The following is a 25,734-nucleotide window of genomic DNA, read 5'->3' on the forward strand; positions in this document are numbered from 1 at the left end:
CGCCCTGCTATTGCGGGCGCTGCAGCAGGAACTGGCCGACATCGATCTTGCCGCAGCGGAAGCCGACGGCGCAGTACTGCAGATAATAGCGCCACATCCGCTTGAATGGCGCGTCGAAGCCTTGGGACTCGATGCGGTGCCAGGCCGCCGAAAAGGCCTGGTCCCAGATCAGCAGCGTTTTCTCATAGTCGCGGCCGAAGAATTCCGAGTCCACGAGGTCGAGCTTCGCGGCGGAGACGCCGGCCGCGAAAGCGGTCCGCGACGGCAACATGCCGCCGGGAAAGATGTAGGTCTGGATGAAGTCGGCGTTGCGCCGGTAATCGTCGAAGCTGGCCTCGGCGATGGTGATGACCTGCAGCATCGCACGGCCGCCGGGCTTGAGCAGCGTCCGCACCGCGTCGAAATAGGTGGGCCAGTTTTCCTCGCCCACCGCCTCGAACATCTCGATCGAGACGATCTTGTCGAACTGGCCGGCGCAATCGCGATAGTCCTCGAGCCGGATCTCGACCCGATCGGCAAGCCCCGCCGACACAATTCGTTCGCGGGCAAATTTCGCCTGCTCCTGCGACAGCGTCAGGCAGGTGATGCGGCATCCGGCTTCGCGCGCCGCGAACTCGGCGAAGCCGCCCCAGCCGCAGCCGATTTCCAGCACATGGTCGCTTTCGCCAAGAGCGAGTTCGCGAACGACGCGGGCATATTTTGCGCGCTGGGCATCCGCCAGCGATTGCTCGGGGCTGGTGAAGATTGCCGAGGAATAGGTCATCGTCTCGTCGAGCCACTGGCGATAGAAATCATTGCCGAGGTCGTAGTGGAAGGCGATGTTGCGCCGGCTGCCGGCGCGGGTATTGGCGCGAAGCCGGTGACGGAGATAGGCGAGGATCCGGCCAAGCCCCGGCGCATGCAGCACCGATTGCAGCGCCTGCTCGTTGACGAGGCCAAGCTCCAGCAGAGCGCCGAGATCCGCCGTGTCCCAATCGCCGTCGATATAACCGCGCGCGAGCCCCAGATCGCCGCCGCTGGCGATCCGCCACAACAGCCGGCCCCGGCGAACATGGAGGTTGGCGGAGGGCCCGGGCAGAACGCCCCGGACCGTATGGCTGGCGCCGTCGGGAAAGCGGATGGTCAATTCGCCCGCGACGATCCGGTCGGCCCAGCCCCGAAGGACGCGCGACCAGAGCGGCGTGAGGAAGCCCCCGGCCGGGAATGCCTTGTCTTCAACGTGGCTCATGGGCTGTCGCATCCTCGAAGCGGGTCGTAACGATGGTGCTGGCAACGGGCCGGTCGGCGGCCTGGTGACGGTGAATGGGAACGCCCTTCCACCAGAGGCGCAGCGCCTCCCAATGGATCCCGGCCGTTACCTTGAGGGTCATCAGCGGGTAGCGCAGCAGCGCGCCGAGCAGCGACCGGTCGGTCATAGGCTGGCGCTTTCCGGCAAAGGAGGCGACGAGCAAGGGGCCATCGGCATCCGACTCGTCGATCCGCACCAGGATGGCGTCGCCCGGTGGCTCGATGTGGAAGCGATAGAAGCAGGCCATCGGCAGGAAGGGCGAGACGTAGAGCTCCTTCGGGCAACCATGCCGGATCGGACCGAACTCGTCCCCCGTGACGGCGATGACATAGGTATGGCGCTCGCCGAAGGTGTTGCAGACCTCGTAGAGAATGGCGCGCAAGGCGCCGTCGGGCGCATAGCAGAAATAGACGGTCAGCGGATTGAACACGTAGCCGAGGATGCGCGGATAGCAGAGCACCCGAAGGCTCATGCCCGCCTCGAAGCATCCGGCTTCGACCAGCCGCGCCTCGACCCAGGCGCGCAGCCCCCCGGTCTCGCCATCGCCATGGTCCTTGTCCCAGAAGCTGAGCACGGCGCGACGGTTATAGCCAAACAGCCGCGACGTCGCGGTGAACGTCGGCAGTTCATCTAGATCGAGCAGCAGCGAAAAGACGCGGTAGTGCAGCTTGTGCCGGCGCGGTCGGAAGCGGGCATGCATCACGTCGCCGAGATAGAGGGCGGAATGGCCGCTCATTCGGCCGCCTCGCGTTGCGGCGCCAGCACGATCCGTCCGGATTCGTCTCCGACCGTCCAGGGCCGGCGAAAGCCCGAGAGATCCTCGGCCGCGGCGAGACCCGCCTGCAGGCCATCCTCGTGGAAGCCGTAACCAAAATAGGCGCCGCAGAACCAGGTGTTGCGCTGCCCTTGCAGCCGCCAAAGCTGCTGCTGCGCGTCGAGCGCCGGCTGGTCGAACAGCGGGTGGGTATATTGGAAGCTCTGGATGACCTTTGCCGGATCGATCGCGCGTGTCGGGTTGAGCGTCACGAACAGGGGATGCCGGCTATCGAGATTTTGCAGGCGGTTCATCCAGTAGGTGACGCAGAGCGGCTGCGCGCCCTCCTGCTGTCGCTCGCCGATATAGTTCCAGCTCGACCAGACGCGCCGGCGCTTCGGCATCAGCGTTTCGTCCGAATGCAGCACGGCCAGATTGTCGGTGTAGCGGAAGGCGCCGAGTACGGAGCGTTCCTGCGCGTCGGCATCGCCCAGCAGGCTCAAGGCCTGATCGGCGTGGGTCGCGACCACGACGTCGCTGAAGCTCTCGGTATAGCCCGAGGCATTGGTGATGAGGACGCGGTCGTTCTCGCGCATGATCCGGCTGACCGGGGTATTCAGGCGGATTCCATCGGCGAACGCCGCGCTCAGCCGCTCGACATAGGCACGGCTGCCACCCTGAACGGTGCGCCAGAGCGGGCGGTCGACGAGGTTCAGCAGACCATGGCTGGCGAAGAAGCGGACGAAGGCCAGCAGCGGATAATCGCGCATCTCGCGCGCCGTCATCGACCAGATCGCGGCCCCCATCGGCAGCAGGTGATCTTCGATGAAAGCCGGCGAATAATGGTGGTCGTCGAGATAGTCGCCAAGCGTCAGCCCGTCGAGGTCAGTGCGCGGCAACATGAGCGGCGCCTCGCGGTAGAAGCGCAGGATGTCGCGCATCATCCGCCAGAAGCGCGGCCGCACGACATTGCCGCGCTGGCCGATCAGCCCGTTGAGGCCCGAGCCCGAATATTCGAGCCGGCCGCCATCGAGCGACGCCGCGAACGACATTTCCGACGCTGCCGTCTCGACGCCGATCTCCTGAAACAGGGCGACGAGGTTCGGATAGTTGCGCTCATTATAGACGATGAAGCCGGTATCGACGGGGATCGGACCATTCGCGGTGGGGACCACCACCGTGTTGGAATGGCCGCCGAGCCTGGCGTCGCTTTCGTAAAGCGTGACGCGCATGGTCCGGCTGAGCAGCCAGGCGGCGGACAGGCCGGAAATTCCCGAACCGACCACGGCGACGTGGCGCGCGGCATCCGGCTGGTGGCCCTTGGCTTCAATATGCACGTTCTACCTTCCCGCGCCGATCTGGTTCCTGCTTGCTGATACGGGCCGAAAGACGTTCTGGATCCATCGGCGGCAAAAAATCGCCGGCGGGTGATCCGCTCGCCGGAGCCGCGCGTAGAAGCTGCATGAACGCGCTCATTTCCATTGCCGCTTCGCCATGGCAGAAACGATCCAGGACGGTGGTGCCCCGGCACCGCGTCGGATCGCTAGATCGCAGGTTGGGAATGGTTGAAATGCGCCGTCCGACGGAAAGCGACGCGACGCCGAGCATGGCGGCTCTGCTGGTCGCGGTCGGCGCGCGCCGTGATGTCGAGGCGTTCGAGGCGCTGTTCCGGCATTTCGCGCCGCGCGTGAAGGCCTATATGGCGCGCCTGGCCGGCGACAGTCACCTGGCCGAGGAACTGATGCAGGAAACCATGGTCGCGGTCTGGAACAAGGCGGATCGTTTCGATCCGGCCAAGGGCGCCGCCTCGACCTGGATCTTCACCATCGCGCGCAATCTGCGCATCGACGCGTTCCGGCGCGACAATCGCCCGGATTTCGACCCGAACGACCCGGCCTTCGTGCAGGACGATGTCGCGCCCGCCGACGAGATGTTCGAGTCGCAGGAAGTCTCGGCCCAGTTGCACCTGGCGATGGCCTCGCTGCCGGAGGAGCAGGTGGCACTGCTCAAGCTCGCTTTCTTCGAGGACCGCTCGCACAGCGCCATCGCGACCAGCCTCAACATGCCGCTCGGCACGGTCAAATCGCGACTGCGCCTTGCCTTTGCCAAGCTGCGCGCCGCGCTCGATCGCAATGGAGACGCGTCGTGACCATCCGCCATCATCTAAGCGACGACCTCCTCGTCAGCTACGCCGCCGGCAGCCTCGCCGAAGGCTGGAGCCTGGCCGTCGCGACCCATCTGGCGCTCTGCCCCCAATGCCGGAAACGCCTGACCCTGGCCGAGGACATAGGCGGCGAATTGCTGGATGCGACGGAAACGTCTGAGGACGTCACGTCGTCCTGGGAAGCGGTCCGCCGTCGCCTGGCCGAGCCGGTGGTGATCGAAGCCCCGCGCCCCACGCCCGGCGGACGGCGCGAAGGCGGATTGCCGGAGCCGCTGCGCTCCTATCTCGGCGGCGATATCGACACGCTGCGCTGGCGCTCGCTCGGGCGCGGCGCCTACCAGATCCGCATCCCGACCGCCGACAGCGAGACCCAGGTCCGCCTGTTGCGGATCCCGGCCGGCAAGCCGGTGCCGGAACATGGCCATGGCGGCCGCGAATTGACCCTCGTGCTGACGGGTAGCTTCGCCGATGGCGACGACCTTTTCGCGCGGGGTGACATCGAGGATGCGGATGCCAGCCTGACGCACCAGCCGATCGCGACACCCGGCCAGGACTGCATCTGCCTTGCCGTTACCGACGCGCCGCTGCGCTTCCGCAGCTGGATCGTCCGCGCCATCCAGCCCATCCTGGGCATCTGATCCAACCTGAGAGCATCCCCCATGCTAAACTTCGCCATTGCCTATGCCGGCACCGCGCTGGTGTTCTTCGGGCTGGATTTCGTCTGGCTCTCCAGCGTAGCCTCGAGCTTCTACAAGAGCCGGATCGGCGAGCTTCTGCTGGCGCAGCCCAATCTCGGCGTCGCCGGATTGTTCTATCTCGTCTATGTCGCCGGCCTCGTGCATTTCGCGGTCATGCCCGCGGTCCAGACGGGAAGCTGGGTCACGGCTCTGCTGAACGGCGCGCTGCTCGGTCTGGTCGCCTATGGCACCTACGACATGACCAATCTCTCGACGCTAAAGAACTGGTCGGTCTCGGTCAGCATCGTCGACATGGCCTGGGGCGTGACGCTGAGCGCCGTCGCCGCCACATGTGGCTATATGGTCACCACCTGGATGGCGACACGCAGCGGCGGCTGATCAGACGAGCGGCCCCACCGGCGCGCTCGCCTCGATGCGGGCGCGCAACTCTGACTGCGCCGTCTCGCCGAGCGGAAAGTTCCACATGATGGCGATCGCCGCCAGCTTCGGCAGGATCGGCAGCCACGCATAGAGCATCGTCAGAGTGTCGAGCGCGAAGGCGGGCACCACGGCGTCACTTCCCGGTACGAAGCCCGACCAGGCGAGGATCGGAAAGACGAGACCGACGCCCAGCGCCAGCGACAGCTTGGTCGCCAGCCCCCAGGCGGCGAAATAGACACCGGTTCGCTGCTCGCCCGAAAGCGCCGTATCGCAATCGATGACATCGGCCTGGATCGCCGGCGGCAGGGCCAGATCAAAGCCGAGCAGCACGCCGGTCAGCGCACAGATCACGGCGAAGGCGGCGATGTCGCCGGTCCCCAGAAATCCCGAAAAGAAGAATACCACGCAGGCAAGCAGCATGGCGCCACACCAGCTGCGGTGCTTGCCGAACCGCGCCGCCACCCAGACGGCGATCGGCACGCCGAGGATGCCGCAGAGAAAATAGCCGAACAGCAAGGGGCCGCGCAGCGCCTCGGCGCCGAGACGCTCGGACACGAAATAGAGGAACAGCGTCGCGGGAATCGCATTGGCGAAGCCGTTGAGCAGGAAGGCGGCGACCAGCCGAAGGAAGGGCCGGTTGCGGCCGAGATAGCGCAGGCTGTCGAGCAGTGAAAGCCGCGATCGCGATCGGTTGGCTGGCTCGGGAACCACGCCCACCGCGAGAAACCCGAAGGCCGGCAGCGCAAGGAGCGTCAGCACCGCGACGGCGGCCATGCCGTGGAACCCGTCAATCGCCTCCATGCCAACGGCGAAGGGCAGCACGATGGCCACCAGCGTGCCAAGCAGCGTCGCGCCTTCGCGAAACGCCGAGACGACGGAACGGCCGCGATAATCGGTCGAGAGCTCCGCGCCCCAGGCGGTATAGGGCAGCAGCGTCGCGGTATAGCCGATCGAAAGCAGGATGCCCCAGAAGGCGAGGTATCCGGTTCCGGCCGTGCTGGGCGGCCAGAACACCATGAAGGCCGAGAGCGCGGTCAGGGGCAGCGAAAGGACGAACACCGTGCGCCGGCGCCCGAAGGTCGGCGACAGCCTGTCCGACAGCCAGCCGATCACCGGATCGCTCGCAGCGTCGAACAGGCGGATCAGGAGGAGCACCGTGCCGATCGCCGCCAGCGACAGGCCGAGATGGTCCGCATAGAAGGTCGGCACGATGACATAGAGCGGCAGCGCGATCGCCGCGAGCGGCACGGCCGGCAAGGCATAGGCGAGAAGCGTCGCGCGTCCGGGGGTTTTGTCCTGCGCTTCCGGAGCCGGCGCCACTAGGGTCCGATCCGCGCGGTTCCCGACGCGCCATCGTCGCGCAGCCAGGTGATCTTGCCGCCGCCGAGCGAATTGATCTTGAAGCAGAACTGCCGGCCGTCATACCAGCTCGGCCATTTCTGGCAGAGCGAATTGCCGGCGATCCACCAGCGCCCTTCCTCGCGCGGCGCCAGCATCCGGGCCGCCGATATCCCCGAGACATCGCCGACAACGATGCCATTCTCGCGATAGTGAAGCGGCAGGGCGATGCCGAACGGCGTGCTGAGGCGAACCTTCTCGCCGCCGATCAGTTGCCGGATTTCCGGACCGCTGAGTTCGGCCGCCTTGGCCGGCATGGCCGCCGCGCATCCGGCAAGAACGATGGCAAGCGAGAGCTTTCGGGTGGAGGGAACGGGCATGATGAGATCGTCTCCCCTATGCGTTGGTGAGCGTCGCGCGGCGACGCGTCAGCGGCTGAATTCGACGCGCGTCTTGGCGACGGGCAGGCCGAACTTGGTGATCGTGGCGTTGTTGATCAGCCGGCCATCGTCCTGCAGCACCATCGTGTCGTGGAAGCGGACGCGATTGCGCTTCCGCGCCGCGTCGAGATCGACCAGATAGGTGAAGCGCGCCGTATTGCCGGTGACGGTCACCAGCGTGTCGCCGACGACGTCCTCGCGGGTGCCGCGATATTGGTTCGGCGCGATCTTGCGGAAGCGCCAGGTCTTGCGGTCGCGTTCGCCATCGGAATAAACGAAGTCTTCGACCAGCGTCAGGGTCTGACCATTCCACTTACCCCGGAGGTCGACGGTGAAGTCGCGCTTCACGCCGTTGATCGCCTTGAAGCTGCCGACCGCCGAAGTCTTGCCGGCGAAATAGCGCTCCAGGGAAAGATCGCGGGCCGCCGCGGGCAGGATGCCCAGGAGCGTCACAAGTGCCATGGCCGCCAGGCCTGCCGTTCTGCTGTTCATTCCACCCTCCTCCGATGCCGTCCGTGCTGCTTATACGGGGCGGAGCGACAGCTGGATCAGCGCCTGGCGAGCTGACCTTTCGGAGCGTCAGCGAAGGTCCGCCGCGGCGGCTGGGACGGGCCTTTCGATTTATTGCAGCTTTGTCGATCGCTGTGGGTTATCCGACTGTCCGGCTTTCGACAGGGAGATTCCGTCCGTTGAGCGTTGCATTCACCAAGGAGGAAAGTGCCGAGACGGCGTCGGAAACGATCCTGCCGGCTCGCCCCATCTCCGATCGCATCAACCTGGTTACCGAAGCCGGCCTCGCCAGGCTGCAGGAAGAGCTGGCCCTCGCCCGGCAGGCGCTCGACGCCGCCAACCTCTTGGAGGACGTGAACGAGAGGCGGCGGCAATCGGCGGTTCCGCTCCGGGACATCCGCTATTTTGCCGAACGAGTCCGCACGGCCCGGCTGATGCCACAGCCGTCATCGAGCGACGTCGTCGCCTTCGGCCACACCATCACGTTCGAGCGCGACGACGGCCGCACGCAGACCTTCCGCATCGTGGGCGAGGACGAGGCCGACCCGTCGCGAGCCACCCTCTCGCACGGCTCCCCGGTCGCGCTCGCCCTGATGGGCAAGGCCGTCGGCGACGTCGTCCGCCTCGGCCCGAGCGAACTGGAGATACTGGCGATAGTGTAGCGGCGAGCCAACCTGGCCAAGCGCTTCTGTCAGTCAGGAAAATTGGTGTCCCGGAAGGGATTCGAACCCCTGACCTACGGTTTAGGAAACCGTTGCTCTATCCTGCTGAGCTACCGGGACATCGGCCGCCGAAGGGGCGGCGCGGGCCTGACCGGGGTTGCCGGACGGGCGAAATGCTTATGGTCCGATTGCGGCCCTGTTTTCAAGAGCGCGCCGCAGAAATCTGGGAGGCAATCCGCTCGCCTGGGTCGCAGTCGGTACTTCGACGAGCCACACGCCCGCCTTGCGGATTTCCGGATGCGCAGCGGGAGCCTGCATGAGACGATGTCGTCGCGTCGCCATGACGCTGACACAAGGGCGGGGGAATCAGGACGCGGATGGGCACGAAGCGCCGCAGCTTATGGGCGCCAGCTCCTCCAGGGGGCGCCGGCAGGCGCGGATGGGCGCTAGCGGCGAGCGGGCTCGGGCTTGTCATGGCCATGTTGGGAGCGATGATGGCGGAAGCGACGGGGGCCGAACGGTCCGAAAGGACGGCGGGCTTGCACGAATGCCGTCTCGTCGAGGGCGAGACCGGCCTGGTTGCCAGCGTCGTCGACGGCGACACGCTGGTGCTCGATTCCGGCTTGGAAGTGCGGCTGGTCGGCATGCAGGCGCCGAAACTGCCGCTCGGACGGCCGGATTTCACGGCATGGCCGCTGGCGGAGGAAGCGAAGACGGCGCTGGAGCGCTTGGCGCTCGGCCAGGCGGCGCAGCTGCGCTATGGCGGCGCCCGGCGCGACCGCTACGGCCGCGCGCTCGCCCATGTCGAGATCCTTCCGGAAGGCGGAGAACCGCTCTGGCTGCAGCAGGCGATGGTCGCCGGCGGCCTGGCCCGCGTCTATTCCTTTGCCGACAACCGCCAGTGTGTCGACGCTTTGATGAATGTTGAACGGCAGGCGCGCAAATCAGGGCTTGGCCTCTGGCCCGATCCATACTACGCCATCCGCCCTGCGACCGATCCCGCACTTGCAACCCGACACGATGTATATGATCTGGTTGAGGGAAGAGTCGTTTCCGTCGGGGAGCGCGGTCCGATCGCCTATCTGGATTTCGGGCGCGACTGGTCGACGGATTTCACGGCGGTGCTGACGGCCGAAGCCCTCGCGGCTTTGGCGGAAGACGGCATCGACGTGAAGGCGTTGAGGGGGAAACGGGTAAGACTGAGGGGCTGGATCGAGAGTCACGACGGGCCGAGCTTGCGGATCACGCATCCCGAGCAGCTCGAACTGTTGGACCAATGGTGAAGAATGACGGCATTCGGTGCCACACGGGATAGGGAGCGGTCGCGCTCCCGCGGCGCGCTTCTCTGGAAGGCGGCCATCATCACGGCGAGCCTGCTGCTCGCCGGCTGCACAACCGTGCTTGAACAGACCTACGGCCCGCCGCAGACAACGGCCGGCGCCGCCATCCCTCCCCCTGTCGATCCCGAGCAGGCGCGCATCGGCGCGCAGGAGCACCCGCGCATCGTCGCGAGCTTCGGCGGCGTCTATCACGACGACAAGCTCGAGAAGACCGTGGCGCGGATCGTCGGCCGCATCGTCGCCGCCTCGGACGATCCGTCGCAATCCTACCGGATCACGATCCTCAACACGCCTTCGGTCAACGCCTTCGCGCTGCCGGGTGGCTATCTCTACGTGACGCGCGGCCTGCTGGCGCTGGCGAATGATTCCTCCGAGGTCGCGGCGGTGATCGCGCACGAGATGGGCCACGTCACCGCCAACCACGCCATGCAGCGCCAGAACAAGGCGCGCGCGGCGATGATCGTCAGCCGGGTCGTCACCGACGTGCTGCAGGACGGCGACGCCGGACAGCTGGCGCTCGCCTCGAGCCAGCGCACGCTCGCCGCCTTCTCGCAGCAGCAGGAGCTGGAGGCCGACGCGATCGGCGTGCGCACCATCGGCAAGGCGGGCTACGACCCCTTCGCCGCCGCCCGGTTCCTCGACCTGATGGGCCGGTTCGCCGCCTACAAGTCGGCCGGCAGCGTGCAGGACAAGCGGCCCGATTTCCTCGCCTCGCATCCGGCGACGCCGCAGCGCGTGGATTTCGCGGTGCGCGCCGCGCGTCAGTTCGGCGCGCCGGGCATCGGCGAGGTCGACCGCGAGCGCTATCTGCAGGGCATTGACGGCATGCTGTTCGGCGACGACCGCTCGCAGGGCTTCGTGCGCGGCAAGAATTTCTACCATCCGACGCTCGGCGTGGCCTTCACGGTGCCGAGCGGCTTCATCCTCGACAACACGACGGATGCGGTGCTGGCGACGGCGCCGGATGGCACGGCCCTTCGCTTCGACGGCGCCAACCTGCCGGTCGGCACCGCGCTGGCCGATTATATCGCGTCGGGCTGGGTCAACGGGCTGGACCGCAACTCGATCAAGAGCTTCTCGGTCAACGGGCTGGAGGCCGCCTCGGCGCGCGCCGAAGCCAAGGGCTGGGTGTTCCGCATCGCCGTGATCCGCGTCGGGCCCAGCGCGACCTATCGCTTCATCTTCGCCAACGAGACCGACACGCCGGGCCTCGAGCAATCGACGAACGAAACGGTGCAGAGCTTCCGCAAGCTGTCGCCGCAGGAAGCCGCCGCGCTCAAGCCTCTGCGGGTGCAACTGGTGACGGTGAAGTCGGGCGATACGGTGGACAGCCTCGCGCGGCGCATGAACGGCGTCGACCGGCCGGGAGACCTCTTCCGCGTGCTGAACGACATCAAGGGCAATACGCTGCCGCCCGCCGGCGACAAGGTCAAGATCATCGGCGATTGAGCGCCAGGCGGCGGCACCGGAGCCATCCTGGCGCCGCCGTTCTACCGAACAGCCAGACAACAAAAAAGGGCGCCCGAAGGCGCCCTTTTGCGTTTCAGCCGATCGGCCGGTCAGACGTCGAAGCGGCTGACGTCGCGGACCGCGCCCTTGTCGGCGCTGGTCGCCATCGCGGCATAGGCCTTGAGCGCCGTCGTCACATTGCGCTTGCGCGGCTTGACCGGCTTCCAGCCATCTCGTCCGCGCGCGTCCATGGCAGCACGGCGGGCGGCAAGCTCCTCGTCGGAGATCTTGATGCGCAGGATGCGGTTCGGGATATCGATCTCGATCGTATCGCCTTCCTCGACCAAGCCGATGGCGCCGCCGGCCGCGGCTTCCGGCGCCACATGGCCGATGGAGAGACCCGAGGTGCCACCGGAGAAGCGGCCATCCGTGACCAGCGCGCAGGCCTTGCCCAGGCCGCGCGACTTCAGATAGCTGGTCGGATAGAGCATTTCCTGCATACCGGGGCCGCCGCGCGGTCCCTCGTAGCGGATGATGACGACGTCGCCTTCCTTGACCTTCTTGTTCAGGATGCCGAGCACGGCGTCGTCCTGGCTTTCGAAGATCACGGCCGGGCCGGTGAACTTGAGGATCGACTCGTCGACGCCGGCGGTCTTCACCACCGAGCCGTTGAGCGCGATGTTGCCCTTCAGGACCGCGAGGCCGCCATCCTTCGAGAAGGCATGCGGGACGTCGCGGATCGCGCCCTTCTCTCGGTCGAGATCGAGCTCGCTCCAGCGCTGGTTCTGGCTGAAGGCCACCTGGGTCGGAACGCCGCCGGGAGCCGCTCGATAGAATTCGCGAACGCTCTCGCTGTTGGTCTGGCGGATGTCCCAGCGGGCGATCGCCTCGGCGAGCGTCGAGGAGTGCACGGTCGGCAGGTCAAGGTTGAGCAGATCGCCGCGCGCCAGCTCGCCCAGGATCGCCATGATGCCGCCGGCGCGGTGGACGTCTTCCATATGCACGTCCTGCTTGGCCGGGGCGACCTTGCAGAGCACCGGGACATGACGGGACAGGCGGTCGATGTCGTCGAGGTCGAAGTCGATCTCGCCCTCATGCGCCGCCGCCAGGATGTGCAGCACGGTATTGGTCGAGCCGCCCATGGCGATATCGAGCGTCATGGCGTTTTCGAAGGCGCCGAAGGAGGCGACGTTGCGCGGCAGCACGCTCTCGTCGTCCTGCTCGTAATAGCGGCGGGTGATGTCGACGATCTGGTGGCCGGCTTCGACGAACAGGCGCTTGCGGTCGGCGTGGGTTGCCAGCGTGGAGCCGTTGCCCGGCAGAGACAGGCCGAGCGCCTCGGTCAGGCAGTTCATCGAATTGGCGGTGAACATGCCGGAGCAGGAGCCGCAGGTCGGGCAGGCATTCTGCTCGATCAGCTTGACGTCGGCATCGGACATCGACTCGTCAGCGGCGGCGACCATGGCGTCGACGAGGTCGAGCGCATGCATCTTGCCATCGGACAGCACGACCTTGCCGGCTTCCATCGGGCCACCGGACACGAAGATCGTCGGGATGTTGAGGCGCAGCGACGCCATCAGCATGCCCGGGGTGATCTTGTCGCAGTTCGAGATGCAGACCATGGCATCGGCGCAGTGGCCGTTGACCATGTACTCGACCGAGTCGGCGATGATTTCGCGCGAAGGCAGCGAGTAGAGCATGCCGTCATGGCCCATCGCGATGCCGTCATCGACGGCGATCGTGTTGAACTCCTTGGCGACGCCGCCGGCCTTCTCGATCTCGCGCGCCACCAGTTGGCCCAGATCCTTCAGGTGGACATGGCCGGGGACGAACTGCGTGAACGAGTTTACCACCGCGATGATCGGCTTGCCGAAATCACCGTCCTTCATGCCGGTGGCGCGCCAAAGGCCGCGCGCGCCGGCCATGTTGCGGCCGTGGGTGGTAGTACGGGAACGATAGGCGGGCATGTTGACCTCGATCTGCATCGTTTTCCCCCATATAGGGCACCGGCGATCGAGCGGAGCGTTCCGGGGGAAGTGGTAAGGGGTTTTGGTTGCACCAAAGCAACCGGGATGTCGAGAAAATTTCGCGTTTCGGACCTTGCGCGGGCATGGGCAGAGTGCCATCTCCTGCAAACGAGCGGGGTCCGGGCCCCTCTGGCGGTGCGTCGCCCACCGTGATGTCGGACCCTTAAATAGTTTGGCCCGGCGACCTGTGCTCGTGATCCATGGATATTGTTTCGTTCTTCGGGGCCGAATTTTTCGGCCAGCCGGCTGCCGTCTGGTTGCTGTTTGCCGGCATCGTCGTTTTGCTGCTGGTCCTTGACCTCGGCGTGCTCAATCGTGGTGACCACGAGATCGGCATCCGCCGCAGCCTTCTGCTCTCCAGCTTCTACATCGGCGTCGCCCTGCTGTTCGGCGCCTGGGTCTGGTACGATCTCGGCGCGGATGCCGGCATGCTCTACCTGACCGGCTTCGTCGTCGAGAAGAGCCTCGCCCTCGACAACATCTTCGTCATCTCATTGATCTTCGGCGCCTTCGCGATCCCGCGTGCCTACCAGCACCGCGTGCTGTTCTGGGGCATTCTCGGCGTGCTGGTGCTGCGTGCCATCATGATCGGCCTCGGCGCGGCGCTGATCTCGTCCTTCGGCTGGATCCTGTACATCTTCGGCGCCTTCCTGATCATCACCGGCATCAAGATGCTGTTTGCCGGCGACGAGCCGATGGACCTGGAGAAGAGCCGGATCCTCAAGCTGGTGCGGCGGATGATTCCCGTCTCGCCCAATCTGGATGGCCACCGCTTCTTCACCCGCGTCCAGCAGGCCGGCGGCAAGGCGCATCTGGTGGCGACGCCGCTGTTCCTGGCGCTGGTTTCGATCGAGATCGCCGACATCGTGTTCGCGGTCGACAGCGTGCCCGCCGTCTTCGCGATCACGACCGACCCCTACATCGTCTACACCTCGAACATCTTCGCCATTCTCGGCCTGCGCGCTCTCTATTTCGCGCTGGCCGCCATGGTGCACCGCTTCCACTACCTGAAATACGCGCTGGCTCTGGTGCTGGTGCTGGTCGGCGGCAAGATCTTCTGGACGCACCTGATCGGCCCGGTGAACACCTTCGTGTCGCTGGGCTCGACCATCGGCATCCTCGCCGCCGGCGTCATCCTCTCGCTGTGGAAGACGCGCAACGACGTGGAGCCGATCGCTCAGGCCGGAGAGAGCGACGTCTCGATCAAGCGCACCCAGTAGGATGCGCCGATCGGCAGGGCCTCGTCGTTGAAATCATAGGCCGGGTTGTGCAGCCCGGCCGTGTCGCCATTGCCGATGAAGATGAAGGCGCCGGGGCGCTTCTCCAGCATGTAGGAGAAGTCCTCGCCGCCCATCATCGGCGCGACCTCGCGATCGACGCGGTCGCCGCCGACGATCTCCGAAGCCACGTCCCCGGCAAAAATGGTGTTGGCGACGTGGTTCACAGTCACGGGATAATTCCGGTCGTAGTCGACCTCGATCCGGGCGCCATAGGTGGCGCCGATGCCGGCGGCGATCTCGCGGATCCGCTTCTCGGCGAGATCGCGCATCTCCGGCGTCAGCGTGCGCACGGTGCCGCCCAGAAAGGCGGTCTGCGGGATGATGTTGTGCGCTTCGCCGGCGTGGAACTTGGTCACCGAGACGACCACGGAGTCGAGCGGATCGACCGAGCGCGACACGATGGTCTGCATGGCCTGCACGAGATGCGAGCCAATGACGATCGGATCCAGGCTCAGATGCGGCTTGGCCGCATGGGCACCCCGGCCGGCAATGGTGAAATTGAACTCGTCGGTCGCCGCCATGATCGGGCCGGGCCGGATCGCGAACTTGCCGATGTCGAGCCCGGGCATGTTGTGCATGCCATAGATCTCGTCGATGCCGAACCGCTCCATCAGCCCGTCCTCGACCATCGCCTTGCCACCGGCGCCACCCTCTTCGGCAGGCTGGAACACGACCACGGCGGTGCCGTCAAAATTGCGCGTCTCGGCCAAATACTTGGCCGCGCCCAGCAGCATGGCCGTATGGCCGTCATGACCGCAGGCATGCATCTTGCCGGGGATCGTCGAGGCATAGGGCTTGCCCGTGATCTCGGTCAGAGGCAGCGCGTCCATGTCGGCGCGCAGCGCCACGGTCCGGCCGCCGGCGCCGCGCTTGCCGCGGATGACGCCGACCACGCCGGTGCGGCCAAGGCCCGTCACCACTTCGTCGACGCCGAATTCCTGCAGCCGCTCCGCGACCTTGGCCGCCGTGCGATGCACGTCGTAGAGGATTTCCGGATGCTGGTGCAGATCATGCCGCCAGGCGGCGACCTCGTCCTGATACTCGGCCAGACGATTGATGATCGGCATTCCGGAACTCCGCGGGGTTTACAGCACGAAGCTCCACTCTAGCTGCGGCGCAGCAAAAAATCACGATCCGGTTTGCTTTTCCTTGCCTTAGCCGTGCCGGGCCGATGGATCGTCCGGATCGGGTTCGCGCGTCTCGCCGGGATCGCGACGCTGATGGCCGGGACTGCGCGCATGGCTCTCGGACCAGCTGTGCGACTGCCGCGATCGGCCGGCCGAGAAGGCATGGCCATGCGCCTCGGCGAAAGTCGGCCCATGGCGGTGGAAAAATCCACGCCCCTCGGAGTGACTGTGGCCATCGGCCTGTTCGAAGCCGGGCGAGAAGGGCTGGCCAGAAAAGCTCTGCCAGAAACCTGCCCAAGGATTGTCGTCATCCTGCGGCGCGCTCTCGGGATCGAACGGCGCCTCGATGCGATGCAGGATCGCGCCGAGTTCGGTCAGTTTGGCCTCAACGAGCGGATCGGGGCGGATCCGAAGATGGTCGCCCATCATCTGCGTCGGCAACTGGCGATTGCCGATATGCCAGGCGATGCGAACCAGTTTCGGCAGGCTGCCGGCCGAGACCTCGATCAGCGGCTCCCTCGCCGCCTCAACCGCGATGATGCGGCCATCCTCCAGCAACAGCGCGTCGCCATCGCGCAGCCCGACCGGCATCGGCAGATCCAGCAGGAACGACACGCCGCCCTTCGCCGACATGGCCAGGCGCCCTCGTCGGCGGGCTTCATAGTCGAGCAGCACAGTATCGGCGACGTCCCCAGTCCAGGAGCCGGCGGGAAGAATGGTGGTTGCGCGGATCATGCAGCGCCTCCTCACAATCGTGGTACGTCGCCAGACCGCATGCCGGTCCGGCGACCTCTCGCATGCCGCCCCCAGAACGACCCATGCCCCTAATCTAGGCCATAACGTTGCGTCATGCCATGGTCTCCGCAGCGGCACGGGCTGCGCGAAATCGTGAATCGGTCGTCAAAAATCAGCCGATCGCCTCGCGGACGCCGTTTGAAGCGCCCCGCGGACCGAGAGAAATTTTCGCTCTCATTCCAAGGACTTCCGGATCGTCCGCCAAGTCGGCGGTTTGGTCGCTTTGCCAAGCCTGCCCCAGATCGGTTATTCAGGTCCGACGCGCCGGCCTCGTCGGTCCCGCCACCTTCCCGACACGGACAAAGCCTGACATGCACTTCGTGACCCGATCGATCGCCCGGTTCCTCGCACTCATCCTGCTGGTAGGCCTTGGCGTGAACGCGGCTTCCGCGGTGGAGACGCCCTACATCGTCGCCGACATCGACAGCGGCAAGGTCCTTGCGGCGCGCAATGCGCACCAGGACTGGTACCCCGCCTCGGTGACCAAGCTGATGAGCGCCTATGTCGTGTTCAAGGCAATCCGCGACAACAGGATCTCGCTGGCGAGCCAGATCGTCGTCTCTCGCCACGCGCTCAACGAGCAGCCGAGCAAGATGGGCTTCAAGGTCGGAACGGTCATCGATCTCGACAATGCGCTGAAGATGATGCTGGTGCATTCGGCCAATGACATCGCCATGGCGATCGCCGAGACGGTGGGCGGCAGCGAGGCCGGCTTCGTGGCGATGATGAATGCCGAGGCGGCCCGGCTCGGCATGACGAACACCCATTTCATCAATCCGAACGGCCTGCCCGGCGAGGGCCAGTTCACCTCGGCGCGCGATCTCGCCGTGCTGGCGCGCGCGCTCTGGATCGAGTTTCCCGAACGGCGTCAGCTCTATGGCATCACTGCGATCCGCTCCGGCAAGCGCGTGCTGAAATCCGCCAACTCGCTGCTCGAGCGCTATCCCGGCTCCAGCGGCATGAAGACCGGCTTCATCTGCGCCTCCGGATTCAACGTCGTGGCGACCGCCTCGCGCGACGGCCATACGCTGGTCGCCGTGGTGCTTGGTTCCAGCACCGCCAAGGAACGCGCCGAGCTGACGGCCCGCCTGATGAACCAGAGCTTCGGTAGCCTGGCGCTAACCGGCAACCGGCCCACGCTGGCCAGCTTCCGCGGCGCCTCGCCAGTCGACGGCGCGATCAACATGCGCGACGACATCTGCAACCGCAAGGAACGCGGCGAGCACGAGGCGGAGACCGCCGCCGCGCCAAACCTGCCCAGCGCGCTGGAGCCGCGCGTCAAGCTGATGGAGCCCGTCGTCGTCTCGACGATCGGCGTGCGCAACCCGGACGGCTCGATCAAGCCGGCCGCCGTCGCCGAAGCCGAGGACGAAGCCGCCGCCATCGCAGCGGCCGCCGCCAAGCAGGAAAAGAAGCAGAAGGGCAAGGCCGCCCGGAACGGCAAGAAGGACGGCGACAAGAAGTCGGCGGCAAAGCCCGTCGCCAAGCCTTCCAAGGCCATCGCCAAGAAAGAGGGCGACAAGCCGGTGAAGGCCAAGGCGCCCGCCAAGCCCAAGATCGAGCTCGGCGTCCCCTTCGACTCGACCGATGTCGCCCCCCTGCCGGATTCGGCGCTCGCCATCTCGCAGTGACGCGCTTGTCTCAGGAAGCCGCCCAGAGCCCCGCCCGCCAACGCCCGAAGCCGATCCCGCTGACCGTGCTGACCGGCTTTCTCGGCGCCGGCAAGACGACGCTGCTGAACCGGCTGCTGCGCGATCCAGCGCTCGCCGGCACCGCCGTCATCGTCAACGAGTTCGGCGAGATCGGGCTCGACCATCTGCTGGTCGGCGAGTCCGAGGACGGCATCATCGAGCTTTCCTCCGGCTGCCTCTGCTGCACCATTCGCGGCGAGTTGGTCACCACGCTCGAGAACCTGCTGCGCGCGCTCGACAATCACCGCATCGAACGGCTCGACCGGGTTGTCATCGAGACGACCGGGCTGGCCGATCCCGCGCCGGTGCTGCAGAGCGTGCTGCTCCACCCCTATCTGGCGATGCGCTACCGGCTCGACGGCGTCGTCACCGTGGTCGATGCCGTCAACGGGGCGCGCACGCTCGACATGTCGGACGAGGCCAACCGGCAGGTCGCTGTGGCCGACCGCATCGTGCTGACCAAGACCGATCTCGCCCAAGCCGATCCTGCGATCCGCGACCGCATCCGCGCCCTCAACCCCAGCGCCGTCATCCTCGAAGCGTCGGGCGACGACGTGCAGCCCGCCAGCCTGTTCGACACGCAGCCTTTCAGCACCGAGGGCAAGATCGCCGACGTCGTCGGCTGGCTGGCGGCCGAAGCCCATGCCGGTCATGATCACGACCACGGCCATCACCATCACGACCATGGTCACGGCCATGCGGCGCATGCGCACCAGCACGTGCATGACGTGAACCGGCACGACGCGCGTATCCGCTCCTTCGTCGCGACCCGCGCGACGCCGATCTCGCGCCATGCGCTGGATGATTTTCTGGACCGGCTGGCCCGCGAACACGGCGCGAGCCTGCTGCGGCTGAAGGGGCTGGTGCAGACGGCGGACGCACCCGAGCGGCCGCTTGTCATCCAGGCGGCGCAGACGATCTTCCATCCGCCCGCCCGGCTTCCCGCCTGGCCGAGCGATGACCGCCGCTCGCGGCTGGTGCTGATCGTGCGCGACATGCCGGAAGCGGCCGAACGCGCTTTGGTCGGCGCCTTCTCCGACCTGCCGCAGACCGATATCGCCGACGCGGCGACGGTGGCCGACAACCCCCTCGCCATCTCCGGCTTTTCCGGCGTTTTCCGGCCCTGACCACGCCCGTAGCCTCCGCCCTCGGCGGTTGCAGATGGCTCCGGAACAATTGCGCTTGTCGGGACGGAACCGAATGGGAAAGGCGTCGTTAAGGCATCAGAGGCAACCCTGAGGAGAGCCAAGATGTCGATGAAGATTGCCGTCGCCGCAGCCGTGTCGATCGCCGCCTGCCTGCCGATGATGCCGACCCAGGCCCTGGCCGTTTCGCAGAACGCGGCGAAGAACATCTGCATCAACAAGGCCGCCATCAAGCACAATGCCCTGCGCGGCAACGTGCAGATCAACCGCACCAAGGTGCGCAGCAGCACCTATGAGTTCGGTCTCGTCATCGACGGCGGACAGTTCAACTGCATCGTCACCAAGGGCGGCAAGATCCGCTATCTCGGCTAGCCTTCGATACCGGCTGGCGTCGCCGGATCGCTCCGGCAACATGGTCCCCCACCATGCTGGAGCGATTCGATCCGTCCATGCCCAAGATCCTGACGCTTTGCGGCAGCCTGCGCGCCGCCTCTTCCAACCGGACGCTGTTGCGCGCGGCTGAAAAAATCGCGCCGGCACGGGTCGTCTTCGAGCACCTCGAAGGCTTGGGCGACCTGCCCCATTTCAATCCGGACATCGAAGCCGGCCCCCTGCCTGTCCCAGTCGCCGATCTTCGTGCGCGTGTCGACGCGGCGGACGCGATCCTGATCTCCTGCCCGGAATATGCGCGCGGCATTCCCGGTTCCTTCAAGAATGGCCTGGACTGGCTCGTCGGGGGACATGAGCTTCCCGGCAAGCCAGTCGCGCTGTTCAATGCCTCGCCGCGCGCGTCCGATGCGCAGGCGGCGCTTCGTCTGGTCCTAACCACCATGTCGGCCCGGGTCGTGGACGAGGCGTGCATCGCCGTTGCCCTGCTGGCCGGGAATCGCGAAGCCGACGCCATCGCCGCCGATCCGGAACTTCGCTCGATTCTCGAGCGAGGTCTCGCAGCCCTGCTTGCCGCGATCGAATTGCCTCAGTCCGCCTGAGCGGCGCTCGCGCCACGCTCGATCAGGAATCGCAGGATCAGGCGGCCGCCCTCCTCCAGCCGCTCTTGGAGGACTAGCCGATGGCCGTCCTGCTGGCAGAGATGCGGGATGTCGATCGCCGCCATCGGGTCGGTTGCCTCGACCAGCAGCCGACTATCCCGCGCCATGCCGGCGAGTAGCTTGCGCGCCTTCAGAACCGGCAGCGGACAGGCGATTCCCCGCGCATCGAGCATGCGATCGGCGCGCCAGAGGGCGCTTTCGTCCGGGGCGGCATGGTCTGCATCGTCGGTCATGTCGGTTGGCATATCCTCGGCACGGGCTGGTCCGCTCGACGGGCGAACGCTTTCTTAAAGCAGAAACCGCTACAAAACGCTCTGGTCGTCCCGATTTCCCTTCCGGTTCAGGAGCTCCGCCCGGTGCGTGTTTCCTTCGTCGGCATGGTCGAGCGCTTTGCGCCGGCGGTGCTCCGCGCCCGCCTGGTCCGCCTGGCAGCGATCGCCGACAACATCGTCACCGGCCGCGACGACCGCGCCGTCGCCCAGCGCATGGCGCTGACCGCCTTCACCATCCGCATTCTCTCCGCCGTCATCGCCTATGCCAGCCAAGTGCTGCTGGCGCGCTGGATGGGCGAATTCGAATATGGCGTCTATGTCGTCGTCTGGGTCGGCGCCGTCATCATTGGCGGCCTTGCCTGCCTCGGCATCCAGACCGCGGTCGTGCGCTTCGTGCCGGAATATGCCGCACGCAACGAACTCGCGCTGTTGCGCGGCATCCTGATCGGCAGCCGCGTGCACGGCCTCGCCACGGCGACGCTGATCGCCGCGATCGGGCTGATCGGCATCTTCCTGTTCCGCGACAGCATCGCCAGCTACTACGTCATGCCGCTCTATCTCGCGGCGATCTGCATCCCGATGCTGGCGATCGGCGAGATCCAGGATGGCCTGGCGCGCGGCTTCAACTGGGCCGACCTCGCGCTCTGGCCGACCTTCATCATCCGCCCCGTCCTGATCATCCTCTTCACCTATGTGGCGCTGGAGATGGGCGCGGTCCCCGACGCCACAACGGCGATGACGACGGCGATCCTCGCCACCTACCTGACCAGCGTGCTGCAGATGGGGGCGCTCGCCTATCGTACGCAGAAGGTCGTGACGCCGGGCGTCCGCCACTACCGCTCCTTCACCTGGATCGCGGTCGCCTTCCCGATCTTCCTGGTCGAGGGGTTCTTCAACCTCCTGACCAATGTCGACATCCTGATCGTCGGCCAGTTGCGCCCGCCGGAAGAGGTCGCCGTCTATTTCGCCACGGTGAAGACGCTGGCGCTGGTCCACTTCGTCTATTTCGCCGTCCGCGCCGCCACCATGCAGCGCTTCTCGCAATATTATTCGTCCGGCGACCGCGTCCGCTTCGAGGCGACGGTGCGGGATTCGCTGCACTGGACGTTCTGGCCCTCGGTCGTCGCCGTCATTCTGCTGCTGCTCTGCGGCCGCTTCCTGCTGTCGATGTTCGGCGCCAGTTTCGTTTCCGGCTTCCAGCTGATCTTCATCTTCGCAGCCGGGCTGCTGGTGCGCGCCTCGATCGGTCCGGCGGAAAGCATCCTGACCATGGCGGGGGAACAGCGGATCTGCGCCGCCGTCTATGCCGGCACGTTCCTGGTCAACCTGGTCCTGAACTACACGCTGATTCCGCATTTCGGCCTGGAGGGGGCAGCGATCGCAACCTCGCTGGCGCTCTGTCTGGAAACGCTGGCCGTGTATCTGGCCGTGCGCTGGCGGCTGAAGCTGCGCTGCTCGATCCTGCATGTGCTGGGACCGCGCGGCACGATCCGCCTGACCCCGCCTTCGGAGAGCCAGCCGTGACGACCCGGTCGGTCGCGGAAGCGCCGGCGCCAGCAAGAGAATCGCTCGCGGGCACGGCCGAGGACAATCCCTTCTTCACCGCGGGCCTTCTGGGCGCGGCGCGAGAGCACCTCGGCGACCCAAGCGTAACGATCGCCGCCATTACCGATGCCAGCGGCGACGTCATCGCCCTGGCGCCGATCCGCCCCACCCCTCTCGGCCGGCTGATCCCCGCCATGGCCGTCTGGGTGCATCCACACGGGCCGCTCGGAACCCCGTTGCTCGACGCCGGTGCGATCGACGCCGCGGCCGCCGGCCTGATCGACGCCATGGATGGCGGGAGACCGGGACGGCGCATCCTCGAGTTCCCCTATCTGCCGCTCGCAGGCCCCGTCGCCGATGCATTGCGACACCAGGCCGAGATCACGGGCCGGCCAATTGCCGTGTTCGCCGCGCACCGCCGCGCCATGCTGAAGCGGACGGGCACGGATCCCACGCTTTTCCAGCAGGCGATCTCGGCCAAGAAGCGCAAGGAACTGGCGCGCCAGCTTCGCCGCCTTGGGGAATTGGAAACGCTCACCGTCGAGCACGTCTCGGATCCGGAACGTCTCGCTGCCGCGCTGGAAGATTTCTTCGCGCTGGAGGCGAGCGGCTGGAAGGGCCGGCGCGGCACGGCGCTCACGCTTCGCGAGCGCGAGAAGGCGTTTGCCAAGGCCGCCGTCGCCGGGGGCGATGCGACGATCCATGCGATCCGGCTCGATGGCCGCGCCGTAGCGATGCTGGTCAGCTTCAAGGCCGGCCGCACCGCCGTGACGTGGAAGATCGCCTATGACGAAGCCTATGCGCGCTTCTCGCCCGGCGTCCACATCATGCTGGAGGCGTCCGTCGCGCTGCTGGCCGATCCGGCCATCGACCATATCGATTCGATTGCCATTCCCGACCACCCGATGGTTGACCCGATCTGGCCAGACCGGTTGGAAATCGGCACGCTCGTCATCGGGCCGAAGGGCGGCGGCCTCCGCTACGAGATCGGTTTGGCGCTGGCGCGGCTGGAATTGAGCCTGCGCCCCATCGCCCGTCGCCTCGTCCGCACCGCGCGGAAGAAAGCCGAGGCGCTGGGGGCGCGGCTCAGGCGATCCCCATCCACCGGATCGCCACCAGGCTGATGATGCCCAGCGCTGCGAGCGAGAGCACGACCGTTGCCGTGACCCGCAGGCCGGCCCGCGCGACCGAGCGGACGTCGACGCCCAGGCCCAGCGCCGCCATGGCGAGCACGGTGAGGAAGCTCGCGAGCGGGGCCGTGTAGCCGACGACCCAATCCGGTATCAGCCCGGCGGAACGCAGCATGCCGAGCCCGATGAAGCCGAGGATGAACCACGGCACCATGTGGCGCAGGTTGGGACGTCCCGTCGCGATGCCAGCGCCATCGATCCGGCTTTGCAGCAGCGACAGCACCAGCACGACCGGCCCCAGCATCAGCACGCGCAGCAGCTTCACCAGCGTGCCCATCTGGACACTGGCGGCGGCGACCGGCGCCGTCGCGGCCAGCACCTGCGGCACGGCATAGACGGTGAGCCCGGCGAATACGCCGTACTGCGTCACGGACAGGCCGAACACGGATATCAGCAGTGGCAGCGTCAGCACCACCACCACGCCGAGCACCGCCGTGAAGGCGATGGCCGAGGCGACGTCCTCGCCATCGGCATGGATCACGGGCGCCGCGGCGGCGATGGCGGAGTTGCCGCAAATTGAATTGCCGCAGGCGATCAGGATCGCCATCCCGCGATCGAGCCCCATCATCCGGCCGATGCCATAGCTGACCAGAATGGCGCTGGTGACCACCAGCGCGACCCCGACAAGGAGGGTCAGGCCCTGCGCGGCGACGGCGGCGGCGCTGATAGAGGCGCCGAGCAGCATGACCGCCAGTTCCAGCAGCGTGCGCGCACTAAACACGACGCCGGGCAGGAAGCTCTCGCCGGGCCGCCAGACGGACCGGACCGCCACGCCGATCAGGATCGCCAGCACCACGCCATCCAGCCAGGCGCGGCCGAAGAAGGCGGCCTCGGCATGCTCGACAAGGAGGGCCGCGACCGCCACGGCAGCGGTCAGGGCCAGTCCCGGAGCCAGGGGGTGCAGACGAGCGGGGAAGGAGCGGAGAGCGAAGGACATGCCGGGAAGATGCAACCGGCTAATCATGCAATCCATTTCGAAATATAATACTGTTCGTTCGATCCAATCGAACAAACATTCTCATGACCCTCGACCAGCTTAGAATTTTCATCGCCGTCGCCGAGCGCGAGCATCTGACGCGCGCCGCCGAGGCGCTGCGCCTGACGCCCTCGGCGGTAAGCTCCGCCATCCATGCGCTGGAAGCGCGCTACGATACGCGCCTGTTCGACCGGGTCGGCCGGCGCATCGAGCTGACCGAGGCGGGTCGCGTCTTCCTGATCGAGGCGCAGGCGACGCTCGCCCGCGCTCAGGCGGCCGAACTGGCGCTGGCGGAACTGGGCGGGCTGATGCGCGGCACGCTGGAAATCCAGGCGAGCCAGACGATCGCGAGCTACTGGCTGCCGCCGGCACTGGTCCGCTTCCGCGCCGCCTATCCCTCGATCGGCATCCATCTGGCGACCGGCAACACTGAAACCGTGCGCCATGCGGTGCATGAGGGTCTGGCCGAAATCGGCTTCATTGAGGGCGAGATCGACGATCCGGCGCTGGCCACCCGGGCGGTCGGCGAGGACCGGCTGATCCTGGTTACGACCCCGGGCCATCCCCTGGCGAAGGCAAGCCATGTCGGCGCGGCGGAAATCGCGGCGACGCGCTGGGTGATGCGCGAGCGCGGCTCGGGCACGCGCTCGGTATTCGAGGCGGCGCTGACCGCGCGCGGCATCCTGCCCGAGACGCTGAAGGTCGAGCTGGAATTGCCGAGCAACGAGGCGGTCCGGGCCGCCGTCGAAGTCGGGGACCACGCGACCGTGGTATCCGAACTGGTCGCCAGCCCGCATATCGCCGCCGGCAAGCTGGCGCGCGTCGCCTTCGAGATGACGCCGCGCGCTTTCAGCATGGTCTGGCACAAGGAGCGCTACCGCTCCAAGGCTGCCTTGGCCCTGGAAACGCTGCTCGTCGCCCCGGCTAGCGGTTGACGACCGCGCCGCCGATCGAGACGACGGTGCTGCCATCGGCCGGCAGCGGTCCGCCGCCCACGACGGCCGGGCGCTCATAGGGCTTGGCCAGCACGAGCGACCAGTAGACCTTGTACTTGCTCTTCGGCGCATAGGCCGTGCCGATGCCGATCCGGGTCACGCCGGGCTTCAGCATGTTGGCGTTGTGGTGGGGCGAATCGCGCCAGCCGGAAAAGGCTTCCGCCAGAGTGCGATAGCCGGCGCCGACATTCTCGGCCGCGATGCCGGCATCGAAGCCGGAAGCCGCGAGACGGCGCTGGAAGCTGCCGCCAACGTCATGGTTGACCTTGTCGGCCTTGGCCATGGCGCGCGCCTGATCGGCCGCCATCTTGTTCAGGAGCGGATCCACCGTGACGGGGCCGAGGCCCTTGTTCATGCGGTATCCCGTGATCAGGCTGGCGGCGGCCTGCGGGTCGACGGTCGCGCCGGCGGAATCGATCCGATTGTAGAAGACCGGCGATTTCGGCGTCGTGTCGACGACCGTCTCCGAGCAGCCGGCCAGGACGGCGGCGGCGATCAGAGCGGCAAGCAGCGGGGGCATGCGCCGGAGGAAAGGGGTCATGAAGCGCCTCGGGGGTAAGGAAAGCGGAGATACCGGAA

Annotated in this window: 26 protein-coding genes and 1 tRNA gene; 14 read left to right on the forward strand and 13 right to left on the reverse strand. The window is 66.6% G+C overall.

What is annotated here, in order from left to right; genetic code table 11:
• Positions 1–7: 7 nt before the first annotated feature.
• Genes ACHMWQ_RS00440 through ACHMWQ_RS00450 form a run of 3 tightly spaced genes read right to left on the reverse strand, consistent with a single transcriptional unit; the run spans position 8 to position 3,379 of the window.
• The gene (locus ACHMWQ_RS00440) at positions 8–1,228 is read right to left on the reverse strand and encodes a class I SAM-dependent methyltransferase (protein ID WP_396305972.1); all 1,221 of its coding nucleotides are present in this window, start codon (positions 1,226–1,228) and stop codon (positions 8–10) included.
• Positions 1,215–2,024 carry a DUF1365 domain-containing protein gene (locus ACHMWQ_RS00445; RefSeq protein ID WP_396305973.1) on the reverse strand — a complete coding sequence of 270 codons (810 nt, stop codon included), beginning with the start codon at positions 2,022–2,024 and terminating at the stop codon, positions 1,215–1,217. The genes ACHMWQ_RS00440 and ACHMWQ_RS00445 overlap by 14 nt, the downstream gene beginning before the upstream one ends.
• Positions 2,021–3,379 (reverse strand): NAD(P)/FAD-dependent oxidoreductase, encoded by a 1,359-nt coding sequence (locus tag ACHMWQ_RS00450; protein ID WP_396305974.1) that lies wholly within the window; start codon positions 3,377–3,379, stop codon positions 2,021–2,023. The genes ACHMWQ_RS00445 and ACHMWQ_RS00450 overlap by 4 nt, the downstream gene beginning before the upstream one ends.
• 233 nt (positions 3,380–3,612) lie before the next feature.
• Here ACHMWQ_RS00450 and ACHMWQ_RS00455 point away from each other — a divergent pair, with 233 nt between their 5' ends.
• From ACHMWQ_RS00455 to ACHMWQ_RS00465, 3 genes are read left to right on the forward strand one after another with little or no spacing between them, the layout of a single operon-like run.
• On the forward strand, positions 3,613–4,191 hold the full coding sequence (locus ACHMWQ_RS00455) for a sigma-70 family RNA polymerase sigma factor (protein WP_266331199.1): 579 nt from the start codon (positions 3,613–3,615) through the stop codon (positions 4,189–4,191).
• The gene (locus tag ACHMWQ_RS00460) at positions 4,188–4,844 is read left to right on the forward strand and encodes a ChrR family anti-sigma-E factor (protein WP_396305975.1); all 657 of its coding nucleotides are present in this window, start codon (positions 4,188–4,190) and stop codon (positions 4,842–4,844) included. The genes ACHMWQ_RS00455 and ACHMWQ_RS00460 overlap by 4 nt, the downstream gene beginning before the upstream one ends.
• Positions 4,845–4,865: 21 nt before the next feature.
• A complete protein-coding gene (locus tag ACHMWQ_RS00465; RefSeq protein WP_396305976.1) occupies positions 4,866–5,282 on the forward strand; it encodes a DUF2177 family protein in 417 nt (138 codons plus the stop codon).
• Here ACHMWQ_RS00465 and ACHMWQ_RS00470 read toward each other — a convergent pair whose 3' ends face one another.
• From ACHMWQ_RS00470 to ACHMWQ_RS00480, 3 genes are read right to left on the reverse strand one after another with little or no spacing between them, the layout of a single operon-like run.
• Positions 5,283–6,644, reverse strand: a complete 1,362-nt coding sequence (locus ACHMWQ_RS00470) for an MFS transporter (protein ID WP_396305977.1) — start codon at positions 6,642–6,644, stop codon at positions 5,283–5,285. It lies immediately after the preceding gene.
• Positions 6,644–7,042, reverse strand: a complete 399-nt coding sequence (locus ACHMWQ_RS00475; RefSeq protein WP_396305978.1) for a hypothetical protein — start codon at positions 7,040–7,042, stop codon at positions 6,644–6,646. Before ACHMWQ_RS00475 ends, ACHMWQ_RS00470 begins: the two co-directional genes overlap by 1 nt.
• 48 nt (positions 7,043–7,090) lie before the next feature.
• Positions 7,091–7,594 (reverse strand): DUF3833 family protein, encoded by a 504-nt coding sequence (locus ACHMWQ_RS00480; protein ID WP_396305979.1) that lies wholly within the window; start codon positions 7,592–7,594, stop codon positions 7,091–7,093.
• A gap of 197 nt (positions 7,595–7,791) precedes the next feature.
• Between ACHMWQ_RS00480 and greA the strand changes: the two genes are divergently transcribed.
• Positions 7,792–8,274, forward strand: coding sequence for a transcription elongation factor GreA (greA, locus tag ACHMWQ_RS00485; protein ID WP_396305980.1), 483 nt, complete (start codon positions 7,792–7,794; stop codon positions 8,272–8,274).
• Between the two features lie 43 nt (positions 8,275–8,317).
• On the opposite strand, the gene ACHMWQ_RS00490 is transcribed toward greA, so the two are convergent.
• Positions 8,318–8,394 (reverse strand) — tRNA-Arg (locus ACHMWQ_RS00490).
• Positions 8,395–8,813: 419 nt separating this feature from the next.
• Between ACHMWQ_RS00490 and ACHMWQ_RS00495 the strand changes: the two genes are divergently transcribed.
• Both ACHMWQ_RS00495 and ACHMWQ_RS00500 read left to right on the forward strand, forming a co-directional pair.
• A complete protein-coding gene (locus tag ACHMWQ_RS00495) occupies positions 8,814–9,557 on the forward strand; it encodes a thermonuclease family protein (RefSeq protein WP_396305981.1) in 744 nt (247 codons plus the stop codon).
• Between the two features lie 3 nt (positions 9,558–9,560).
• The gene (locus ACHMWQ_RS00500) at positions 9,561–11,063 is read left to right on the forward strand and encodes a M48 family metalloprotease (protein ID WP_396305982.1); all 1,503 of its coding nucleotides are present in this window, start codon (positions 9,561–9,563) and stop codon (positions 11,061–11,063) included.
• A gap of 110 nt (positions 11,064–11,173) precedes the next feature.
• On the opposite strand, the gene ilvD is transcribed toward ACHMWQ_RS00500, so the two are convergent.
• Complete coding sequence (gene ilvD / locus ACHMWQ_RS00505) at positions 11,174–13,030, reverse strand: dihydroxy-acid dehydratase (RefSeq protein WP_396306313.1); 1,857 nt, start codon at positions 13,028–13,030, stop codon at positions 11,174–11,176.
• Positions 13,031–13,290: 260 nt separating this feature from the next.
• On the opposite strand from ilvD, the gene ACHMWQ_RS00510 reads away from it, so the two are divergent.
• Positions 13,291–14,310, forward strand: a complete 1,020-nt coding sequence (locus ACHMWQ_RS00510; protein WP_396305983.1) for a TerC family protein — start codon at positions 13,291–13,293, stop codon at positions 14,308–14,310.
• Here ACHMWQ_RS00510 and ACHMWQ_RS00515 read toward each other — a convergent pair.
• Positions 14,268–15,437 (reverse strand): M20 aminoacylase family protein, encoded by a 1,170-nt coding sequence (locus tag ACHMWQ_RS00515; RefSeq protein ID WP_354553654.1) that lies wholly within the window; start codon positions 15,435–15,437, stop codon positions 14,268–14,270. The genes ACHMWQ_RS00510 and ACHMWQ_RS00515 overlap by 43 nt on opposite strands.
• An 87-nt stretch (positions 15,438–15,524) precedes the next feature.
• The gene (locus ACHMWQ_RS00520; RefSeq protein WP_396305984.1) at positions 15,525–16,232 is read right to left on the reverse strand and encodes an urease accessory protein UreE; all 708 of its coding nucleotides are present in this window, start codon (positions 16,230–16,232) and stop codon (positions 15,525–15,527) included.
• A 371-nt stretch (positions 16,233–16,603) separates the two neighbouring features.
• Between ACHMWQ_RS00520 and ACHMWQ_RS00525 the strand changes: the two genes are divergently transcribed.
• From ACHMWQ_RS00525 to ACHMWQ_RS00540, 4 genes are all read left to right on the forward strand, one after another.
• Complete coding sequence (locus tag ACHMWQ_RS00525) at positions 16,604–17,923, forward strand: D-alanyl-D-alanine carboxypeptidase family protein (protein ID WP_396305985.1); 1,320 nt, start codon at positions 16,604–16,606, stop codon at positions 17,921–17,923.
• A 5-nt stretch (positions 17,924–17,928) separates the two neighbouring features.
• The gene (locus ACHMWQ_RS00530) at positions 17,929–19,110 is read left to right on the forward strand and encodes a CobW family GTP-binding protein (protein WP_396305986.1); all 1,182 of its coding nucleotides are present in this window, start codon (positions 17,929–17,931) and stop codon (positions 19,108–19,110) included.
• Positions 19,111–19,233: 123 nt separating this feature from the next.
• Entirely contained in the window at positions 19,234–19,500 is a 267-nt protein-coding gene (locus ACHMWQ_RS00535) for a hypothetical protein (RefSeq protein ID WP_354553658.1), read from the forward strand.
• Between the two features lie 77 nt (positions 19,501–19,577).
• A complete protein-coding gene (locus ACHMWQ_RS00540) occupies positions 19,578–20,117 on the forward strand; it encodes an NADPH-dependent FMN reductase (RefSeq protein WP_396305987.1) in 540 nt (179 codons plus the stop codon).
• Here ACHMWQ_RS00540 and ACHMWQ_RS00545 read toward each other — a convergent pair.
• On the reverse strand, positions 20,105–20,410 hold the full coding sequence (locus tag ACHMWQ_RS00545; protein WP_396305988.1) for a sulfurtransferase TusA family protein: 306 nt from the start codon (positions 20,408–20,410) through the stop codon (positions 20,105–20,107). The genes ACHMWQ_RS00540 and ACHMWQ_RS00545 overlap by 13 nt on opposite strands.
• Before the next feature lie 123 nt (positions 20,411–20,533).
• Between ACHMWQ_RS00545 and ACHMWQ_RS00550 the strand changes: the two genes are divergently transcribed.
• Together ACHMWQ_RS00550 and ACHMWQ_RS00555 are read left to right on the forward strand one after the other, a co-directional pair.
• Positions 20,534–21,973 (forward strand): lipopolysaccharide biosynthesis protein, encoded by a 1,440-nt coding sequence (locus ACHMWQ_RS00550; RefSeq protein WP_396305989.1) that lies wholly within the window; start codon positions 20,534–20,536, stop codon positions 21,971–21,973.
• Positions 21,970–23,118 carry a GNAT family N-acetyltransferase gene (locus tag ACHMWQ_RS00555; RefSeq protein WP_396305990.1) on the forward strand — a complete coding sequence of 383 codons (1,149 nt, stop codon included), beginning with the start codon at positions 21,970–21,972 and terminating at the stop codon, positions 23,116–23,118. The genes ACHMWQ_RS00550 and ACHMWQ_RS00555 overlap by 4 nt, the downstream gene beginning before the upstream one ends.
• On the opposite strand, the gene ACHMWQ_RS00560 is transcribed toward ACHMWQ_RS00555, so the two are convergent.
• Positions 23,081–24,121 carry a YeiH family protein gene (locus ACHMWQ_RS00560; RefSeq protein ID WP_396306314.1) on the reverse strand — a complete coding sequence of 347 codons (1,041 nt, stop codon included), beginning with the start codon at positions 24,119–24,121 and terminating at the stop codon, positions 23,081–23,083. The two genes, ACHMWQ_RS00555 and ACHMWQ_RS00560, sit on opposite strands and share 38 nt — an antisense overlap.
• An 83-nt stretch (positions 24,122–24,204) precedes the next feature.
• Between ACHMWQ_RS00560 and ACHMWQ_RS00565 the strand changes: the two genes are divergently transcribed.
• Positions 24,205–25,095 (forward strand): LysR family transcriptional regulator, encoded by an 891-nt coding sequence (locus tag ACHMWQ_RS00565; protein ID WP_396305991.1) that lies wholly within the window; start codon positions 24,205–24,207, stop codon positions 25,093–25,095.
• Here ACHMWQ_RS00565 and ACHMWQ_RS00570 read toward each other — a convergent pair.
• The gene (locus ACHMWQ_RS00570) at positions 25,085–25,696 is read right to left on the reverse strand and encodes a CAP domain-containing protein (RefSeq protein ID WP_354553664.1); all 612 of its coding nucleotides are present in this window, start codon (positions 25,694–25,696) and stop codon (positions 25,085–25,087) included. The two genes, ACHMWQ_RS00565 and ACHMWQ_RS00570, sit on opposite strands and share 11 nt — an antisense overlap.
• Between the last annotated feature and the right edge of the window lie 38 nt (positions 25,697–25,734).

The sequence above is a fragment of the Kaistia sp. UC242_56 genome, assembly GCF_044452255.1.
GTDB lineage: Bacteria > Pseudomonadota > Alphaproteobacteria > Rhizobiales > Kaistiaceae > Kaistia > Kaistia defluvii_A.

Bases quoted from the DNA above. Each gene is read 5' to 3' on its own strand.
- ACHMWQ_RS00440 (WP_396305972.1), bottom strand. From the start codon at position 1,228: ATGAGCCACGTTGAAGACAAGGCATTCCCGGCCGGGGGCTTCCTCACG.
- ACHMWQ_RS00445 (WP_396305973.1), bottom strand. From the start codon at position 2,024: ATGAGCGGCCATTCCGCCCTCTATCTCGGCGACGTGATGCATGCCCGC.
- ACHMWQ_RS00455 (WP_266331199.1), top strand. From the start codon at position 3,613: ATGCGCCGTCCGACGGAAAGCGACGCGACGCCGAGCATGGCGGCTCTG.
- ACHMWQ_RS00465 (WP_396305976.1), top strand. From the start codon at position 4,866: ATGCTAAACTTCGCCATTGCCTATGCCGGCACCGCGCTGGTGTTCTTC.
- ACHMWQ_RS00475 (WP_396305978.1), bottom strand. From the start codon at position 7,042: ATGCCCGTTCCCTCCACCCGAAAGCTCTCGCTTGCCATCGTTCTTGCC.
- ACHMWQ_RS00480 (WP_396305979.1), bottom strand. From the start codon at position 7,594: ATGAACAGCAGAACGGCAGGCCTGGCGGCCATGGCACTTGTGACGCTC.
- ACHMWQ_RS00500 (WP_396305982.1), top strand. From the start codon at position 9,561: ATGACGGCATTCGGTGCCACACGGGATAGGGAGCGGTCGCGCTCCCGC.
- ilvD (WP_396306313.1), bottom strand. From the start codon at position 13,030: ATGCCCGCCTATCGTTCCCGTACTACCACCCACGGCCGCAACATGGCC.
- ACHMWQ_RS00510 (WP_396305983.1), top strand. From the start codon at position 13,291: ATGGATATTGTTTCGTTCTTCGGGGCCGAATTTTTCGGCCAGCCGGCT.
- ACHMWQ_RS00515 (WP_354553654.1), bottom strand. From the start codon at position 15,437: ATGCCGATCATCAATCGTCTGGCCGAGTATCAGGACGAGGTCGCCGCC.
- ACHMWQ_RS00520 (WP_396305984.1), bottom strand. From the start codon at position 16,232: ATGATCCGCGCAACCACCATTCTTCCCGCCGGCTCCTGGACTGGGGAC.
- ACHMWQ_RS00525 (WP_396305985.1), top strand. From the start codon at position 16,604: ATGCACTTCGTGACCCGATCGATCGCCCGGTTCCTCGCACTCATCCTG.
- ACHMWQ_RS00535 (WP_354553658.1), top strand. From the start codon at position 19,234: ATGTCGATGAAGATTGCCGTCGCCGCAGCCGTGTCGATCGCCGCCTGC.
- ACHMWQ_RS00540 (WP_396305987.1), top strand. From the start codon at position 19,578: ATGCCCAAGATCCTGACGCTTTGCGGCAGCCTGCGCGCCGCCTCTTCC.
- ACHMWQ_RS00545 (WP_396305988.1), bottom strand. From the start codon at position 20,410: ATGACCGACGATGCAGACCATGCCGCCCCGGACGAAAGCGCCCTCTGG.
- ACHMWQ_RS00560 (WP_396306314.1), bottom strand. From the start codon at position 24,121: ATGTCCTTCGCTCTCCGCTCCTTCCCCGCTCGTCTGCACCCCCTGGCT.
- ACHMWQ_RS00565 (WP_396305991.1), top strand. From the start codon at position 24,205: ATGACCCTCGACCAGCTTAGAATTTTCATCGCCGTCGCCGAGCGCGAG.
- ACHMWQ_RS00570 (WP_354553664.1), bottom strand. From the start codon at position 25,696: ATGACCCCTTTCCTCCGGCGCATGCCCCCGCTGCTTGCCGCTCTGATC.